Origin of the sequence: Rhizobium sp. BR 250 (assembly GCF_047445855.1) — a bacterium.
Taxonomy (GTDB): domain Bacteria; phylum Pseudomonadota; class Alphaproteobacteria; order Rhizobiales; family Rhizobiaceae; genus Agrobacterium; species Agrobacterium tumefaciens_I.
The window spans coordinates 228,235-245,884 of the sequence record NZ_JARWKW010000006.1 but is presented as its reverse complement, the minus strand read 5'-3'; the positions used below and the strand labels follow the sequence as shown (position 1 = coordinate 245,884).

15 protein-coding genes and 1 riboswitch are annotated in these 17,650 nt (G+C 60.2%); of the genes, 8 read left to right on the top strand and 7 right to left on the bottom strand.

Annotated features, from left to right (window positions below; genetic code table 11):
• The first annotated feature begins 79 nt into the window (after positions 1–79).
• The 3 genes from scpA to QD336_RS12170 all read left to right on the top strand — a co-directional run bounded on the left by scpA (position 80) and on the right by QD336_RS12170 (position 4,368).
• Positions 80–2,221, top strand: coding sequence for a methylmalonyl-CoA mutase (gene scpA / locus QD336_RS12180; RefSeq protein WP_499170868.1), 2,142 nt, complete (start codon positions 80–82; stop codon positions 2,219–2,221).
• A gap of 13 nt (positions 2,222–2,234) precedes the next feature.
• Positions 2,235–2,651: a methylmalonyl-CoA epimerase gene (mce, locus tag QD336_RS12175; RefSeq protein ID WP_499170867.1), complete on the top strand. Its 417-nt coding sequence runs from the start codon at positions 2,235–2,237 to the stop codon at positions 2,649–2,651.
• Positions 2,652–2,823: 172 nt separating this feature from the next.
• Positions 2,824–4,368: a glycerol-3-phosphate dehydrogenase gene (locus QD336_RS12170; RefSeq protein ID WP_499170866.1), complete on the top strand. Its 1,545-nt coding sequence runs from the start codon at positions 2,824–2,826 to the stop codon at positions 4,366–4,368.
• Between the two features lie 154 nt (positions 4,369–4,522).
• On the opposite strand, the gene QD336_RS12165 is transcribed toward QD336_RS12170, so the two are convergent.
• Positions 4,523–4,843 carry a metalloregulator ArsR/SmtB family transcription factor gene (locus QD336_RS12165; protein WP_269343490.1) on the bottom strand — a complete coding sequence of 107 codons (321 nt, stop codon included), beginning with the start codon at positions 4,841–4,843 and terminating at the stop codon, positions 4,523–4,525.
• Between the two features lie 229 nt (positions 4,844–5,072).
• Between QD336_RS12165 and QD336_RS12160 the strand changes: the two genes are divergently transcribed.
• A complete protein-coding gene (locus QD336_RS12160) occupies positions 5,073–5,969 on the top strand; it encodes an acyl-CoA desaturase (RefSeq protein ID WP_499170865.1) in 897 nt (298 codons plus the stop codon).
• Between the two features lie 48 nt (positions 5,970–6,017).
• Here QD336_RS12160 and QD336_RS12155 read toward each other — a convergent pair whose 3' ends face one another.
• On the bottom strand, positions 6,018–7,250 hold the full coding sequence (locus QD336_RS12155) for an ROK family transcriptional regulator (protein ID WP_499170864.1): 1,233 nt from the start codon (positions 7,248–7,250) through the stop codon (positions 6,018–6,020).
• 241 nt (positions 7,251–7,491) lie between these two features.
• On the opposite strand from QD336_RS12155, the gene xylF reads away from it, so the two are divergent.
• The 4 genes from xylF to metE all read left to right on the top strand — a co-directional run bounded on the left by xylF (position 7,492) and on the right by metE (position 13,554).
• Positions 7,492–8,532 carry a D-xylose ABC transporter substrate-binding protein gene (gene xylF / locus QD336_RS12150; RefSeq protein ID WP_269342495.1) on the top strand — a complete coding sequence of 347 codons (1,041 nt, stop codon included), beginning with the start codon at positions 7,492–7,494 and terminating at the stop codon, positions 8,530–8,532.
• A gap of 178 nt (positions 8,533–8,710) precedes the next feature.
• The gene (locus QD336_RS12145; protein ID WP_269342497.1) at positions 8,711–10,024 is read left to right on the top strand and encodes a sugar ABC transporter permease; all 1,314 of its coding nucleotides are present in this window, start codon (positions 8,711–8,713) and stop codon (positions 10,022–10,024) included.
• 18 nt (positions 10,025–10,042) lie between these two features.
• Complete coding sequence (locus tag QD336_RS12140; RefSeq protein ID WP_269342498.1) at positions 10,043–10,825, top strand: ATP-binding cassette domain-containing protein; 783 nt, start codon at positions 10,043–10,045, stop codon at positions 10,823–10,825.
• 70 nt (positions 10,826–10,895) lie between these two features.
• Positions 10,896–11,108, top strand: a riboswitch (cobalamin riboswitch).
• A 97-nt stretch (positions 11,109–11,205) separates the two neighbouring features.
• Positions 11,206–13,554, top strand: a complete 2,349-nt coding sequence (gene metE / locus QD336_RS12135; RefSeq protein WP_499170863.1) for a 5-methyltetrahydropteroyltriglutamate--homocysteine S-methyltransferase — start codon at positions 11,206–11,208, stop codon at positions 13,552–13,554.
• Positions 13,555–13,708: 154 nt separating this feature from the next.
• On the opposite strand, the gene QD336_RS12130 is transcribed toward metE, so the two are convergent.
• The 5 genes from QD336_RS12130 to QD336_RS12110 form a co-directional block, all read right to left on the bottom strand.
• Positions 13,709–13,936 carry a hypothetical protein gene (locus QD336_RS12130; RefSeq protein ID WP_269342500.1) on the bottom strand — a complete coding sequence of 76 codons (228 nt, stop codon included), beginning with the start codon at positions 13,934–13,936 and terminating at the stop codon, positions 13,709–13,711.
• Between the two features lie 94 nt (positions 13,937–14,030).
• Positions 14,031–14,468: a helix-turn-helix domain-containing protein gene (locus tag QD336_RS12125; RefSeq protein WP_269342501.1), complete on the bottom strand. Its 438-nt coding sequence runs from the start codon at positions 14,466–14,468 to the stop codon at positions 14,031–14,033.
• Between the two features lie 127 nt (positions 14,469–14,595).
• Positions 14,596–15,753, bottom strand: a complete 1,158-nt coding sequence (locus QD336_RS12120) for a hypothetical protein (protein WP_499170862.1) — start codon at positions 15,751–15,753, stop codon at positions 14,596–14,598.
• Complete coding sequence (locus QD336_RS12115; protein WP_499170860.1) at positions 15,750–16,454, bottom strand: TfuA-like protein; 705 nt, start codon at positions 16,452–16,454, stop codon at positions 15,750–15,752. The genes QD336_RS12120 and QD336_RS12115 overlap by 4 nt, the downstream gene beginning before the upstream one ends.
• The gene (locus QD336_RS12110; protein ID WP_499170859.1) at positions 16,454–17,650 is read right to left on the bottom strand and encodes a YcaO-like family protein; all 1,197 of its coding nucleotides are present in this window, start codon (positions 17,648–17,650) and stop codon (positions 16,454–16,456) included. Before QD336_RS12110 ends, QD336_RS12115 begins: the two co-directional genes overlap by 1 nt.

The window sequence follows — 17,650 nt, the reverse complement described above, 5'->3', positions numbered from 1 at the left end:
CGGGCACTGGTGAGCTATTCGATTTTCGTCACGATTGCCCGTCACAGTGCTAAAATGAAATGCAGAAGGGGAGAGATGCATGTCGGGTGAAAAAACGGTGCGGGATTGGCTGCAGCTTGCCGAAAAAGAGCTGAAGCGTTCACCGGAAACGCTTGTCTGGCACACGCCCGAGGGTATCGAGGTCAAGCCGCTCTACACGGCCGACGACCTGCAAGACATGTCTCACCTGAACAGCCTGCCGGGCTTTGCGCCTTTCACGCGCGGCCCGCGCGCCACCATGTATGCCGGGCGGCCCTGGACCATCCGCCAATATGCAGGTTTTTCCACGGCCGAAGCCTCGAATGCCTTTTATCGCAAGGCGCTCGCCGCCGGCCAGCAGGGTGTTTCCGTGGCCTTCGATCTCGCCACCCATCGCGGTTATGACAGCGATCATCCGCGCGTGGAGGGCGATGTCGGCAAGGCGGGTGTGGCGATCGACAGCGTCGAGGACATGAAAATCCTGTTCGATGGCATTCCGCTCGAAAAAGTCTCGGTCTCGATGACCATGAACGGTGCCGTTATTCCGGTGCTCGCCAGTTTCATCGTTGCGGGGGAGGAGCAGGGTGTGCCCCGCGCGGCGCTTTCCGGAACCATCCAGAACGATATCCTCAAGGAGTTCATGGTCCGCAACACCTATATCTATCCGCCCGAACCCTCGATGCGGATCATCGCCGACATCATCGAATATACGGCAAAGGAGATGCCGAAATTCAACTCCATTTCCATTTCCGGCTATCACATGCAGGAAGCCGGCGCGACGCTGGTGCAGGAACTGGCCTTCACCCTGGCGGATGGCCGGGAATATGTGCGGGCGGCGCTGGCCAAGGGGCTGAATGTCGATGATTTCGCCGGCCGCCTGTCGTTCTTCTTCGCCATCGGCATGAATTTTTTCATGGAAGCGGCAAAGCTGCGTGCCGCGCGCCTGCTCTGGTCGCGCATCATGCAGGAATTCAAGCCGCAAAACGCCTCGTCGCTGATGCTGCGCACCCATTGCCAGACGTCCGGTGTCTCGTTGCAGGAACAGGACCCCTACAACAATATCGTCCGCACCGCCTTCGAGGCCATGTCCGCCGTGCTTGGCGGCACGCAATCGCTGCACACCAATTCCTTCGATGAGGCGATTGCGCTGCCGACGGAATTTTCCGCCCGCATTGCCCGCAACACCCAGCTTATCCTGCAACACGAAACCGGTGTGACGAAAGTCGTCGATCCACTTGCGGGCTCCTATTATGTCGAGAGCCTGACGGACGAGTTAGCCGAGAAGGCCTGGGCGCTGATCGAGGAAGTCGAGGCGCTTGGCGGCATGACCAAAGCGGTGGCCGAAGGCCTGCCGAAACGGCTGATCGAAGAAGCGGCGACGCGCCGGCAGGCGGCGGTGGACAAGGGCGAGGAGGTCATCGTCGGCGTCAACCGTTACCGCCTCGAAAATGAAGAGGATATCGATGTTCTCGATATCGACAATGCCGCCGTGCGCGCCGCGCAAATCTGCCGCATCGAAGAGACACGCCGCCGCCGTGATGGCAGGGAAGTGACCCTGGCTCTGGAGGCGCTCTCGGAAGTGGCCCGCAGCGGCAAGGGCAATATTCTCGAAGCGGCGGTTGTTGCCGCCCGCGCCCGCGCCACGGTGGGAGAGATTTCCGATGCGCTGCGTGCGGCCTTCGGCGACCATGCCGCGGTGCCGGAGGTGGTGAGCGATATTTACGGCGAGGCCTATAAGGATGAGCCGGAGCTTGCCACGCTCGCCGCCCGTCTTTCCGGCGTCGCGGAAAGGATCGGCACCAAACCGCGCATCATGGTCGCCAAGCTCGGGCAGGATGGGCATGATCGCGGCGCGAAGGTCATTGCCTCGGCCTTTGGCGATATCGGTTTTGATGTGCTGGCCGGTCCCCTGTTCCAGACGCCGGCCGAGGCCGCCGATCTTGCTGTTCAAAACAGGGTGCATGTGGTCGGCATGTCGTCGCTTGCGGCAGGACACAAGACGCTTGCGCCACAGCTGGTCGAGGCACTGAAACAGAAGGGTGCGGACGACATCATCGTCGTTGTCGGTGGCGTCATTCCGCGTCAGGATTACCAGTTCCTGCTCGACCATGGCGTTTCGGCCATCTTCGGACCAGGCACCAATGTCATGGATGCGGCCAACAAGGTGCTGGACCTGCTGGAAGGCATCCGGCGAAACGCTTGAGGGAAAGACGACCATGTTCGGACGATTGAACCACGTCGCCATTGCGGTGCCCGATCTCGACGCCGCCGTCGCCCGTTACCGGGCGCTCGGCGCGCAGGTTTCCGAACCGCAATCGCTGCCCGAACATGGGGTGACGGTGGTTTTCATTCAGGCGGAAAACACCAAGATCGAACTTCTCCATCCGCTCGGGGAAAATTCACCGATTGCCGCTTTTCTCGAAAGAAATCCGGGTGGCGGCACGCATCATCTCTGCTTCGAGGTGCCCGATATTATCGCGGCCCGCGACGATCTCGTCAGGAAAGGTATCCGTATCCTGGGCGATGGCGAACCGAAGATCGGTGCGCACGGCAACCCCGTTCTCTTCCTGCATCCGAAGGACATGGGCGGCGTGCTTTACGAGCTTGAGCAGGTTCTCCCGACACACGGCTGAAACACAGACCCCGTAAGACGCTGGCCATGCGGCGGACGGTGAGCGGCGATCGCTCGCCTTGCCGGAACGTGTTTCGTTTGTTTTCTTTTGACATTCGTTTTATTTTCGCTTTTATAGCAATTGTCTTTCAATAATGGGGGAGGCGATCCCCCGGCGCTGTCGTGGAGCCCCTATGTCCGGCGAGAATATTTTCGATCTTTTTGTCATCGGTGGTGGCGTCAATGGCTGCGGCATCGCCCGTGATGCGGTGGGCAGGGGCTATTCCGTGGCGCTTGCGGAAAAGGGCGATTTCGCTTCCGGCACCTCTTCGGCAGCCACCAAGCTCATTCACGGCGGCTTGCGTTATCTTGAGCATTACGAGTTTCGCCTGGTGCGCGAAGCCCTGATGGAGCGGGAAATCCTGTGGGCCATGGCGCCGCATGTCATCTGGCCCATGCGTTTTGTTCTGCCCATGCAAAAGGGCGGCGTGCGTCCGTCATGGATGGTCCGGCTCGGCCTGTTTCTTTATGACAATCTTGGCGGCCGCAAGCTCCTGCCGCCGACCCGCACGCTCGATCTCAGGCAAGACCCGGCCGGCAAACCGCTGAAGCCCGTCTTCGCCAGGGCTTTCGAATATTCCGATGGCTGGGTGGATGATGCCCGCTTCGTGGTTCTCAATGCGCGGGACGCGGCGGACCGCGGCGCAACGATCATGAACCGCACGCGGGTCGTCTCCGCACGGCGTGAGGCCGGAATCTGGCTCATCGAGACGCTGGACGAAAAAACCGGCCGGCCGGCCACGCACAGGGCGCGCATGCTGGTGAATGCCGCCGGTCCCTGGGTCGACAAGGTGCTTTCGGGTGTCTTCGGCCGCAACGATGTCCACAATGTCCGCCTCGTGCAGGGCAGCCACATCATCGTGCGCAGGAAGTTTTCCGATCCGCGCGCTTATTTCTTCCAGAACCCGGATAACCGCATCATCTTCGCCATTCCCTATGAGCGCGATTTTACGCTGATCGGCACCACGGATCGCGACTATCAGGGCGATCCGGCCAAGGTGCGTATCTCCGAGGATGAAATTTCCTATCTCTGCAACGCGGCCAGCGAATATTTCAGCGAGCCGGTTCGACCCGAAGATATCGTCTGGACCTATGCCGGCGTGCGGCCACTTTTTGATGACGGTGCATCGAAAGCCCAGGAAGCCACCCGCGATTACGTGCTGAAGATCGAACAAACCGAAGGCGAAGCGCCGCTCCTCAATATTTTCGGCGGCAAGCTCACCACCTACAGGCGGCTGGCGGAACATGCGCTGGAAAAGATCGGCGCGGCGATTGGTGAGAAGGGCAAGCCATGGACGGCGGGATCCCACCTGCCGGGCGGCGATTTCGGCGCGGAGAGATACGAGGCTCAGGTGAGGGCGCTCGTCTCGCGTTATGGCTTCCTCGATCAAGGTCATGCCGGGCGGCTCGTCAGAAACTATGGCACGAAGGCCGCGCGACTGCTGGGTAGCGCCACAGATGCATCGGGCCTCGGCCGTCATTTCGGCGGCACGCTTTACGAATGCGAGGTGCGCTGGCTGGTGGAGCGCGAATGGGCGTTTTCTGCCGAGGATATTCTGTGGCGGCGCACGAAACAGGGCCTGCGTTTGAGCAAGGATGAGGCCGTCGCTCTCGACGAATTCGTGATGCTGCTGACCGGTGCCGGGGAAAAGCCCGAGGCCATGGCGCAGCGGGCCTGAAGAACGGTCGACTGCCCTCTCAGCTTCCCGAATTCTTCACGGGATTTCCGTGCGCTGTCGGCGCTCAACGTGTAGCTGTCGGCCGATGCTTGTTCCATGCGCCCCTCGCAGACAGTACTTCCCGATCAAAAGCATGGTGCCTAACGCATCACTCTCACTTCTTTGTGCTGGATTTGAACTCGGCTAATGCCTTGCTTTCCTTCTTAAGCGGCCGGCCGACGGGGCAGACGTCTTGAACAAAATTGTTGAGCGTATTCACCAATTTATTCGGCGCCAGCGAGTAGCGAATGAATTGGCCCTCGCGCTTGCCTGAGATCAAGCCGGCGGTTTCCAACACATTCAGATGCTGCGAGATGGAGGGTTTCGACATTTCGAAGCGGGCTGCGATTTCGCCCGCCGTAAGGTCAGTGTGGGCGAGATAGGCCAGGATTTTACGGCGTGGGGCAGAGGCCAATGCCTCAAAAACCAACTGCATAGGCGGAGTCGTCACTTGCTCCGCCAGCCTCTCGGAATCGTTCTCTTTATCTATCACATTGCCCTTCTTTCGCCGATGAAGCAAAAATATCAGATATTAAGTTAATTAACTAATTGCCTAATTTTGGAAATGGGTTACAAAGGTAATTAGCTTATTGCCTAAATGAATATCATCTGTTGGTTGCTGGCGCAAGATTGCGTCCGGGTAGGGTATGGAAAGGGCGTGATGCATGACGACAATTTCCACAGGACGTATGATCTCGCATCCCTTTGGCAATGCAAACGAAGGCCAAGTGTGCTGGAGGCCGGCAAAATCGATCTGGGCAGGAGTGATGATGGCGGTTGCTTTGGTGTTCGGCCCGCTGACATTTTCCTGGAGTGGTTTCACTTTGTTCGTCATCACGACCGCGATCACCATTTGTGCCGGACATTCGGTGGGAATGCACCGGCTGCTGATCCACCGCTCGTTCCGTACCAGCAAGTTGGTCGAGCGCGTGTTGGTTTATCTTGGCACGCTGGTCGGCATGGCCGGGCCTTTTGGTATGATTTACGCACATGACATTCGCGATTGGGCCCAAAGACAGACGATATGTCATGACTTGTATGCGCATCGGCGCTCTTTCTTCGTGGATGTTTGGTGGCAGATGCATTGCGCTGTTGCACTCAAACATCCCCCAACGTTCGTCATCGAGCCGGAGGTTGCGAACGATAGATTTTACCGCTTCCTGGAGCGAACCTGGATGGCGCAGCAACTACCCTGGATGCTGTTGTTCTATCTTTTGGGTGGCTGGAGTTGGGTGGTATGGGGTACTGCGGTGCGTGTTTCGGTTTCTCTAACCGGGCATTGGCTCATCGGCCACTTTGCTCATCGTGGGGGGCATCAGGGATGGGCAGTCGATAATGTCGCTGTACAGGGCTACAATATCCCCAAAGCAGCAGTGGTTACTTTCGGCGAATCCTTTCATGGGAATCATCACGCTTTTCCGGACTCGGCCCGGCTTGGACTCGAGAGGGGACAAATCGATCTAGGTTGGAATTTCATCCAATTGCTGATGTGGCTTGGGATTGCCAGTGCGGTTAAACTGCCGGAAAATATGATGCCTCGCGAAGGCCTGCGCCGCCTTTAGGAGTGCGGCGAATGGCTCGTCGCATTGCGCGCGTGCGTTTGGTAGCAGCTAGCCCCCCGAACTCCTCACAGGTCTCTCAGGGCTGTCGGCGCTTAATATATAGTCGTCGGCGGCGGACAGCGCGTGTTCCATGTGTCCTTCGAACACCAGTTCCGGTTCGTTGGGGGCTATGGCGATTTTCGGCATGCCGCCGAAACGCACTGCCTGCGATTGTGCAAGCCCGTCGCGCAGGCCGCTTTCCAGAAGATCGAAATAGCGCGTGCCGGGGCCGGTGACAAAAACCGGCATATGGCCGTGCAGGCTGAAGAGGCGCGAAAGGCCGTTGCCGAGCGCCAGACCGGCGGTGCGGAAGGCGAACCGCGCCATGCGGGCGCCGGTGCGGGCCGAAGCGGCGATCTTGTCCACCTCCGCAATCGGCACGAATTTCGCCGGTTCTGCCTGCGGCGGCGCTTCGAAGGCCGAGCGCAGGATGGCGTAGAAGCCGGAATAGGCCTCGATACAGCCTCTGGTGCCGCAACGGCACAGGGCGCCATCGGCCAGATGCAGCATATGGCCGAAGTTGGGGGCGCTCACCTCGATTGCGCCACCGGTGGAGCGGGCAATGCCAAGACCGATGCTGTGACCGAGCGACAGGGTGACGAGCGCTTCCGGCGCGGGACCTTCTTTTGCCTGCTCCCGCATCCAGATGGCCTTGGCGGCAAGCAGGGTTTCATTGTTCAGCGTCACGCGGATGCGGCCGTCTTCGGAAACCAGTCGCTGGAAATCAATCCTTTCATCGCCGAGAACTGGCGACCAGAGCAGCGTTGCCGCCGGCGCGTCCACCAGCCCCTTGCTGCTGATCGAGACCTGAAGAATATCGTTCCGATCGAGGCGTGAGCGATCGGCAAGCCTTGCGAGGCCGGCAAGGATGACGCCGCCGAACGCGCCTTTTTCGGCTGTGACCCGCTGTTCCGTGAAACGGTCCACCAGCTTGCCGGAATAATCGACCAGCGAATATTGCACGCTGTCGGAGGAAATGATGACGATGGCGACGTGGCAGAAAGCACCGCGCGGCCCAAAGAGAATGCGCGGCCGGCCGCGGCCGGCGGTGGCAAGCTGCTCTTTTCGCAAAATGAGGCCGGCCCGTTCCAGTTCCGTGGTGATGGCGGAGACGGTGGCGGAGGCAAGCCCGGTGAAAGACGACACTTCGGTATGGGAAAGGCTGCCGTGAAGACGCAGTGCCGCCATCACCGACAGGCTGTTTTTCTGGCGCACCAGTTCCGTACTTGCAATGGCGGACATGGGCTGGGGCCTGCTCCCTGAACGGCTTTTTCCTGTCGTGCTGACCCTGTCTGATGGCCCATGCCACAGAGAAGATCAAGGCACCCGGATGCTGCCCGCAGCCGTTGTTGACAGCATGGGGAATCTCTGACATTAATTTTCTCGACTGTCGAGAAAATTGTGAAATCACAGAGACCGGCAGCTTTTTCCGGGCGTTTTCCCTGCATGGAGGTGCAGGCTGCGCCCTTACCGGGAGGACATCATGAATTCTTTTGCCAAGCTTTTGGCGGGTACGGCCGTACTCGTTTCCCTGCATACCGCCGCCATTGCGGCCGATCTCGTCGTTGGCGTTTCCTGGTCGAATTTCCAGGAAGAACGCTGGAAGACGGATGAGGCGGCAATCAAGGCTGCGCTCGACAAGGCCGGTGCGAAATATATTTCCGCCGATGCGCAATCATCTGCCGCAAAACAGCTGACCGACGTGGAATCGCTGATCTCCCAGGGCGCCAATGCGCTGATCATCCTGGCGCAGGACAGCGATGCGATTGGCCCGGCTGTTGAAAAGGCCGTTGCCGAAGGTATTCCGGTCGTTGGTTATGACCGCCTGATCGAAAACCAGAGCGCCTTCTACATCACCTTCGACAACAAGGAAGTGGGCCGTCTTCAGGCTGCTGAAGTCTTCAAGGTCAAGCCGGAAGGCAATTACGTCTTCATCAAGGGCTCCTCTTCCGATCCGAATGCGGACTTCCTGTTCGCCGGCCAGCAGGAAGTGCTGAAGGCCGCCATTGATGGCGGCAAGATCAAGAATGTCGGCGAAGCCTATACCGATGGCTGGAAGCCGGAAAACGCCCAGAAGAACATGGAACAGTTCCTGACCAAGAATAACAACAAGGTCGACGCGGTCGTCGCTTCGAATGACGGTACCGCCGGTGGCGCGATTGCCGCTCTCGCGGCGCAGGGCATGGCCGGTTCGGTTCCCGTCTCCGGTCAGGATGCCGATTTCGCCGCGCTGAACCGCGTTGCGCTCGGCACGCAGACGGTGTCGGTCTGGAAGGACAGCCGTGAACTCGGCAAGGAAGCGGCCGGCATTGCGCTTGCACTCGCCGGCGGCAAGAAGATGACCGAGATCAAGGGCGTCACCACCTTTGATGGCGGCCCGAAGAAGGTGAAGATGCAGTCGGTCTTCCTCAAGCCGATCGCCATCACCAAGGACAATCTCGGCACGGTCATCGATGCCGGCTGGATCAAGAAGGAAACGGCCTGCCAGGGTGTGAAGGCCGGATCCGTCAAGGCTTGCAATTGATCGAATAGGTCCCGGTTGGGCGCCGCGCCATGGTTCATGGCGGGGCGCCCTTTAGAGCATTTTCAGGGGAAGCGGAACGGCTTTCATCCGGACAATGCGTAAGAACAAAAACTTGGATCGTTCTGGCGATTCGAAGAAAAGCCAAAACGATCCAAGATGTGAGGAGCACCGGCAGTTCATGGCCGACATGACCCAATCCAATTCCACAGCGCCCGCCAAGACGGAAAAGACAGGCTCGATTACGCGTTTCATCAGCGCTACTGAGCTGGATACCCGCCTTCTCGGCATGGTCGGCGCGCTTCTTCTGATCTGGATCGGATTTCATATCCTGTCCGGCGGCCTCTTCCTGACGCCGCGAAATCTCTGGAACCTTTCCGTGCAGACCGCTTCCGTGGCAGTCATGGCGACGGGCATGGTGCTCGTCATAGTCACCCGCAATATCGATCTGTCGGTCGGGTCGATCCTCGGTTTTTCCGGCATGATCATGGGCGTCATGCAGGCAGAAATCCTGCCGCAGATCCTGGGCTTCGAACATTGGGCTACATGGATCGTCACGCTTCTGGTCGGTATTCTCGTCGGTGGCGCGATCGGTATGCTGCAGGGCTCGATCGTCGCCTTCCTGAATGTGCCATCCTTCATCGTCACGCTCGGCGGGCTTCTGGTCTGGCGCGGTGGCACCTGGTTCATCACCAGCGGTCGCACCGTGGCGCCGATGGATTCCACCTTCCGCCTGATGGGCGGCGGTACCAGCGGCTCGATTGGCGCGACATGGAGCTGGATCGCGGCCGCCATTGCCTGCGTCGCCATCGTTGCGGCAATCCTGAATTCCCGCCGCCAGCGCCGCCGTTTCGGCTTTCCGCTGCGGCCCGTCTGGGCGGAATATTTTCTGGTGGCGCTCGGCTGCCTCGTCGTCGTCGGTTTCGTGGCCGTGGTCAACAGCTATCCCTGGCCGGTGAACATTGCCCGCAACTATGCCGACGCCAATGGCATTGCCTGGCCGGAAGGCGGATTGTTCATCGCGCATGGCATCGCCATTCCGGTGCTCATGGCGCTCGCGGTCGGCGCGGTCATGACCTTCATCGCGACAAGGCTGCGCTTCGGACGTTATGTCTTCGCCATCGGTGGCAATCCGGAAGCGGCGGAACTGGCCGGTATCAAGACCCGCTGGGTCACGGTGAAGATCTTCACGCTGATGGGCGTTCTGTGCGCCATCGCCGCGGCGATTTCGACCGCCCGCCTCAACGCCGCCACCAATGCCCAGGGTGAGTTGGACGAACTTTACACCATCGCGGCGGCCGTCATCGGCGGCACCTCGCTCGCCGGCGGTGTCGGAACCGTAGCGGGCGCAATGCTCGGTGCGCTCGTGATGCAGTCGCTGCAATCCGGCATGGTGCTGGTGGGTATCGATACACCCTTCCAGCGCATCGTCGTCGGTGTGGTCCTGGTCGTCGCCGTCTGGCTCGACACCATCTACCGCGCCCGCGCCAAGTAAGAACCGAGGAGAACTCCTATGACGGACCAAGTCACGCCCCTCGTGGAAATGCGCAATATTTCCATTTCCTTCGGCGGCATCCACGCGGTGGAAAACGCCTCTGTCGATCTTTTCCCCGGTGAGGTGGTTGCCCTTCTCGGCCATAATGGCGCCGGCAAATCGACGCTCATCAAGATACTTTCCGGCGCTTACCGGCGCGATGGCGGCGATATCCTCATCAATGGCGAGGATGCCGATATCCGCAATCCCCGCGATGCCAAGAAATACGGCATCGAGACCATCTACCAGACGCTGGCCGTGGCGGATAATGTCGATGCGGCGGCCAATCTTTATCTTGGCCGCGAGCTGAAGACGAAATGGGGAACGCTGGACGATGTCGCCATGGAAGCCTCGGCGCGTGAGGTCATGGGCCGCCTCAACCCCAATTTCCGGCGGTTCAAGGAGCCGGTGAAAGCGCTTTCGGGCGGCCAGCGGCAATCCGTCGCCATCGCCCGCGCCATTCTGTTCGATGCCCGCATCCTCATCATGGACGAGCCGACGGCAGCGCTCGGGCCGCAGGAAACGGCGCAGGTGGGCGATCTCGTCAAGGAGCTGAAACGGCAGGGCATCGGCATCTTCCTCATCAGCCACGATATTCACGATGTCTTCGATCTGGCCGACCGGGTTTTCGTGATGAAGAATGGCAAGGTGGTTGGCCATGCCCGCACGCAGGATGTGACCAAGGACGAGGTTCTCGGCATGATCATTCTGGGCAAGGTCCCATCGGGCGCGGTGCCGGGACCGGGCGCGGTCACATTCTGAGATCGTTGGTCTCAATCAAATAAAGATATAAAGATTTCTTTATGTCTATTGACATTGTGACACCCCTGTTGAGAATGGCGGGTGTCATGGTTCTCCGGGGTGATTGTTTCAGCCCGGAGCTAAGAGGGAATCCGGTGCGCCGAAGATCGGCAAGACCGGAGCTGCCCCCGCAACTGTAAGCGGCGAGCCTTTGTCCACAACGTCACTGGGGTGAAAGCCCCGGGAAGACGGGCAAAGGCGGCGACCCGCGAGCCAGGAGACCTGCCAGGACAAAATAACGTCCACGGGCGGGGTGTCCCGGTGGTTGCGCAATGGTTCGGCAAGGCCGGGCCTGCACGCGTCCGCTTTACCCATGCCCCCCAACCAAATGGGGTATGACAATGCCAGACAAGACCATTCCAGTCGCATCGCTCGGTTTTCCGAGGATCGGCCGTCATCGTGAATTGAAGTTCGCGCTTGAAGGCTTCTGGTCCGGAAAGATTTCCGAAACGGACCTTCTCGAAACCGCCGGCAGGCTGCGCGCCGAGAACTGGGCGCTTCAGCGGGAAAAGGGGATCAGCCTTATCCCCTCCAATGATTTCTCCCTCTATGATCACGTGCTCGACACGGCCGTGATGGTGGGGGCCATTCCGTCGATCTACGGATGGACGGGCGGAGATGTCTCCCTGTCGACCTATTTCGCCATGGCGCGCGGAAGTCAGAGCGAGGCCCATGCCGGCTGCGACCACGTTCATGAAGGACATGCGCATCATGGCCAGGGCGTTCCGGCGCTGGAAATGACCAAGTGGTTCGACACCAATTATCATTACATGGTGCCGGAGGTTTCCGAGGAGCAGCATTTCGTGCTTACCTCGCAAAAACCGGTCGACCATTTCCTCGAGGCTAAAGCGCTCGGCATTCACACACGACCCGTCATCCTCGGCCCGGTCACGTTTCTGAAGCTTGCCAAGGCGCGAGAGGCGGCCTTCAAGCCGCTCGATCTTCTGGCGAAGCTGCTGCCCGTTTATGAAGAACTGCTGCGTCGTCTCCGCGCCGCCGGGGCGGATTGGGTGCAGATCGACGAGCCGGTGGCCGTGCTGGATCTTTCAGAGGGCGAACGCCATGCGCTTGCCGTCGCTTATCAGGCTCTGTCAAAGGCCGCGCCTGATCTCAAAATCCTCATCGCCACCTATTTCGGCGGTCTTGAGGATAATTTGCAGGCCGTCGCGGCGCTTCCGGTCGCGGGTCTTCATCTCGATCTGGTGCGCGCGCCCGAAGCGTTGGAGGCCGCATTGAAGGTCTTGCCCGCAAACCGCGTCCTGTCGCTCGGCGTCATTGACGGCCGCAATATCTGGCGTGCCGATCTCGCCGCGATCATCGGCAAGCTGGAAACCGCCATTGCCGAACGGGGTGCGGCGGCCTTTCAAATCGCGCCGTCCTGCTCGCTGCTGCATGTTCCGGTCGATCTCGAACTGGAAACCGGCCTCGATGCCGATCTGAAGAGCTGGCTGTCTTTTGCCACCCAGAAGCTCGGCGAGCTTGCCACGCTCGGCCGGGCTTTGGGTGAGGGCAGGGCCACTGTTGCGCCGGAACTGGAAGCGGCCTCGCGGGCGGTCGCCGCACGTGCATCCTCGCCAAAGGTAACGGATACCACCGTTCAAAAACGCATCGCGACGATCGGCGCCGCCGACAGGCAACGGGCGAGCGCCTTTGCCGAGCGGCAGAAGCTGCAATCGCAGGCCATCGCCCTGCCGCTTTTCCCGACGACGACCATCGGCTCTTTCCCGCAGACGCCGGAGGTGAGGAAAGCTCGCTCCGCGCATTCCAAGGGCGCCCTGACCGACGCGCAATATGAAAACTTCCTGCGGAAGGAAACCGAAGCGACGATCCGCTGGCAGGAGGAAATCGGCCTCGACGTTCTCGTCCACGGCGAGTTCGAGCGTAACGACATGGTGCAATATTTCGGCGAGCAGCTTTCCGGCTTCGCCTTCACCCAACATGCATGGGTGCAGAGCTACGGCTCGCGTTACGTGCGCCCACCGATCATCTTCGGCGATGTGTCGCGTCCGAAGCCGATGACGGTTCGCTGGTGGGACTATTCCCAGTCGCTCACCGAAAAGCCCGTTAAAGGCATGCTGACCGGGCCGGTGACGATCCTCAACTGGTCCTTCGTCCGTGACGATATCGCCAGAAGTCTGACCTGCCGGCAGATCGCGCTCGCCATCCGCGATGAGGTCAACGATCTCGAGGCAGCCGGTGCGCAGATGATCCAGATCGATGAGGCGGCGTTACGTGAAGGCCTGCCGCTTCGGCATAGGGACTGGCAGGATTATCTCGGCTGGGCGGTGGATTGCTTCCGCATTTGCTCCAGCGGCGTGGGCGACCGGACGCAGGTGCACACTCACATGTGCTATTCCGAATTCAACCAGATCATCGACGCGATTGCGGCGATGGATGCCGACGTGATCTCCATCGAGACCTCGCGTTCGAAGATGGAACTGCTGGATGCCTTCCGGACCTACAAATATCCGAACCAGATCGGCCCCGGCGTTTACGATATCCATTCGCCGCGCGTGCCGGCAGTCGCGGAAATGGTCGATCTTCTGGCTTTGGCGCGGGAAAGGCTTGACGATCGGCAGCTCTGGATCAACCCGGATTGCGGTCTGAAAACCCGCAAATGGGAAGAGGTCAGGCCGGCGCTGGTCAATATGGTCGCTGCGGCGGCCGAACTTCGCCGCGCAGCGCCCTGATATGACAGAGGCCCGGCAAAACCGGGCCTCTGTCATGGCTTTCGCCGAGAAAAGGGGGAGGGCATAGGGAGAAGAGAAAGGTTCCCGGGTTTTCACGACTGGAGGTCGGAATGGAAACGCTCAATCCTGCCTGTCTATGCCGTTGCAGAAGTGCTCAATGCAGATCGGTCGATGCGAAGGCGCTGGCATTCAGCTCCGCGGGCGGCAGACCCTGCTGATTGATATCCTGGGCCAGCGACAACAACGCCATTTCCAGGAAATAGGTCGACATGCCCAGTTCCAGGGATTTCGAACGCTGGCAAAGATAGGAGACCATCCGCCCGAGTGCCAAAATCTCGTCTGCATTATCCTGTTCAAGTATTGCTGAGGTAGACGCCACCATGATTCCCTCTCGACAGTCGACAGTATGAAAACGCGTTGATCCCGCGTTGTTCATTTTTGACCACATCGAGCGTCACGCGAGCGTCACACCTGCGTCAATCGTCGCTCTTGTCCGTTGCTGCGCCGGCATTTTCCGCCGCTTCGGTTGCTGCGAGCGATGTGACGAGAGCCACGATGCTCCGGCGCACGGCTGCACTCTTGATGCGCGAAAAGGCCTGGTTCAGCGAAAAACCTTCATTCGAGGCCACGAAGGTCTGCATGGCATTGATCGTGCCCAGCGCCGGGTTGGCGGCGCCGCCATCGGGTGTGGCATTGGCGAAAAGGGAGCTGACCTCAACGCCGAGAATCGACGCAATGGCCTGCAGACGCGAAGCGCCGACGCGGTTGGCGCCCTTTTCATATTTCTGGACCTGCTGGAAGGTGATGCCCAATCGCCCGGCCAGCGCACTCTGACTCATGCCGAGCGACTTGCGGCGCATTCTGATTTGTGCGCCGACATGTACGTCGATCGGGCTGGGTAGTTTGGCCTGCATTACAAATTCCTCCTGTGTGAGGTTATTAAATTCGATCATTATCAATTAATATTGTTGAAGGTATGTATTCAACACAATTTCCACGGGTATTATGATGCTTTTTTGACAAAGTAATACAGTTTTCTGTTCATAACTTTGTGTTCCTCTCGCGATTTATCACTTTTATTGCGCATCGCAACGCCCCGTTGCGGCTGGAAAGATGGCTCCAGCCAGCCACGCCGATAGCCTGAAAACCAAGTCCGTCCCAAATTTGCCGATTGACCACGTCGAATGCCTCAAGTGCCTCCCTGTCGCCGAAATGCGGAAGCCAGACGGATGGTCGTTTTTGACCGGGCCGTGTGACATTTTCAAGAAGGACATTGTTGTAAAGCCTGGGCAGGCATTTGTTGGTATCGATGGCGGGCGAGACCGGAATGGGATTTCGCTCGATCGCAAAACCTTGCCGAGCAAGCGAGAGGGCGGAGGCGTCCAGTTTTCGTTTCAAATCGATTGCTGCGCGGGCATCGCATTCGCCATGGGCGACCGGATCGGCAACGAGTAGCAACGGCCGGTCCCCTCGTTTGAGACCGGTGACGGAAACGAACTGGTCAACATGGAAGCCGCATTGGTGCATTTTCCCGCCAGCTATTACCGGTTTGCAAATTCGCGTTGTGGAAAGATCGAAGGCGACCGGGACCTTGCCGAGGTCTTCCGGCCGATATCCGAAACTGTGCACGCGTCTGCCATCGAGAGCCTGCACTTTTCGCCACCGCTGCGAGGGGGCGGCCGCAGCTTTTCTGAAGCCCCTGTCATCCGCCAGGCTGGAATGGCCCACCAGCCGAAAATTCGGCCCGACCAGCTGGTTGCCGCCCGCCAGGGCCACATCCAGATGCGTAACTGTCGCTCCGAGGTGTTCGGCCAAGGTCACGCTGAGGGCGCTTTGCGCGACTGAGACAAATTCTGCCGCGGTGCCCTCCTCCTGATCGCCGGTCCGCACATGGAACATGTCCTGTATCCACGGATGCGGGACACTGTCACCTTCAGCCAAGGGAACCAGCGTGGCCGCGCAGGGAACCTGCATGCTGTCGAGCCAGTCTTGCGCCGTGGCAAAACTGGCGTGATCGATCACAATGGCGGCGGTGACGTCTGATGGCAGGGCCGAGAGCAGGTTTCCGATTGGAATGAGCGGTGAAACAGTGTCATCGGCCCGGCTTTCCGCGAAAAAAGCGGCTGGCAATGCGAGTGCGATCGTGCGGATCGGCCCGCCGCAATCGGGCACCAGCGGCAAGGGACCGGCGACGCTCAAGAGGCTTTTTCCCCGGCTATCCGCCGCGTGGCCAGTTGCTGGAAAAACATGGTGTTCTGCAGCGTCCATGATTGCGGCGGCGTGGATGGTGCTGTCTCGCCTGTCAGCGCTGCCAGAAGTCTGGCCGCATCCTTTCGTTTGACGGACACGGCATGTGCGGCGAGCAGATTGGCCGTCGCAGGGCCGAGACCCGCTTCAGCGGCGATGGCGCGCCATGTTCTGCGGGTAAAATGCAGGGTGCCGGCGGCAAGCGAGAGCGCGTCGAATTCTTCGGGCGTGACCAAGCCACGGCAGGCGGCGAGCGTCGCCTCGGCATCGACCAGTGCGATCGTCAGCGGGCGGTAGCCGAGCTCGCCAGGTGCGTGGCTCACCGCCACATCGGCATCGGAAAACCGGCGCCCGTCGCGATAGGCCTCGAAGATATCGCCGATGCCGATCATGCCGAAGGCGGCGCATTCCGCCGCCCTCAGCGCACCCATGCTGGCGGCACCGAAAACGGTGACGCCGCTCGACAGCGCAAACAGGATTTCCTTATGCCAGACGGCGGCGCAATCGCCATAAAGACCGTCGATCAGCCCGATTGCCGGGACGCCTTGCCGGACCGCATCGAAAATATCGCCGCAGGCGGCCGGTCCGCGAAGATCGAGCCCGGATATAAGTTCGCCGTGGATGGAGGGGCCTGCAAAAACCACCGGTTTCATCAAGTACCCCCAAGGTTCAGCAGATGATCGAGCGTGCGCGGCGAGATGTGTTGCAGGCCGCCGCCCGCCGGGGCGAGGCCGCTTGCCAGAACCCGCACGACATGCAGGCCGGAGACCTCCGTTTCCAGCGGAAAGACATAGACATCCTCGATACCACAAGCGAAGAGGTGCTCCGCAAGCCGGTGCCAGGACGGCAGGGACATATTGCCGGGCGCCGTAAAGTCGAGGCCGAGCGAGGGTGGTTCCGCCGGCCGCAAGCCGGCGGCGGCAGGCCGTGCCGCAAACATATCCCGCCGGTAACGGAGCGGGGAGAGATCGTCCCTTGCACCGCTGATATCGGTCAGCCGCGACTGGATCGCCTCCAGCAGCGCAGCCATTGCGGCGGCATGGGCGCTTGGACGGCAGGCGGCGCCCGCGGCGCTGCGGGTGGCCGGCCCGTCTTGAGCCTGAAGCGACCGGGACAGGCTCGCCATCACCACCGGCACGCCGAGCGCATTCGTCAGGTCGAAAAATGAGGGCGGCAGGCCGATATCCGAAAGGCGCTGAATGAGGCCGTCGAAGGATGGGTCGACGCCCGACGGAAGGAGAAGTGGTTGTGGTGCGAGGGTGCGGGTCGCGAAGGTGTCGACGAGAAAGCAGGCATCGTTTTCGATGAGTTCGAGCAGCGCATGGAAAATCGCATGGTCGTGGTCGAACCCGGCCGCGAGGCCCTGAGAACTCATGCGGAAAGCCTGCCGATCCCACGGGAAATCCGCGCGGAAATCCATGCCGACGAGCTCGTAAGGGGCAAGGACCTCCTGCTGGCGGCGAATGGAAGTTCCCTTCACCCAGGCGCGTTCCTTCAGTTGATCGAGAGCATCGGGATCGATCCGACCGACGGTTTCGAAGGGAATGAGGGGAGCGCCCTTGTTGCGCATCTCGTCGATGGAGCCGAAAGCGACGATATGTCTGCGGGTGTCTTCGGCGACAGCGCCTTCGATCGCCTCCATGATCGCCGATAGCCGGGCCTGTTCCGCAAAAAGGCCCTTGCCCTGCGATACCGACAAACCGCGCGAATTGGGCCGGACCGCGAACCAGACGGGGATGCCGATAATATCGAGACCGGTCACATCGCCGACGCGGGTAATCCCGAACCGCCGAAGCAGTCCGGGATCGAAGAATGAAGCGTCTGCACGCCTTGCCGGCGGCGCTGACAT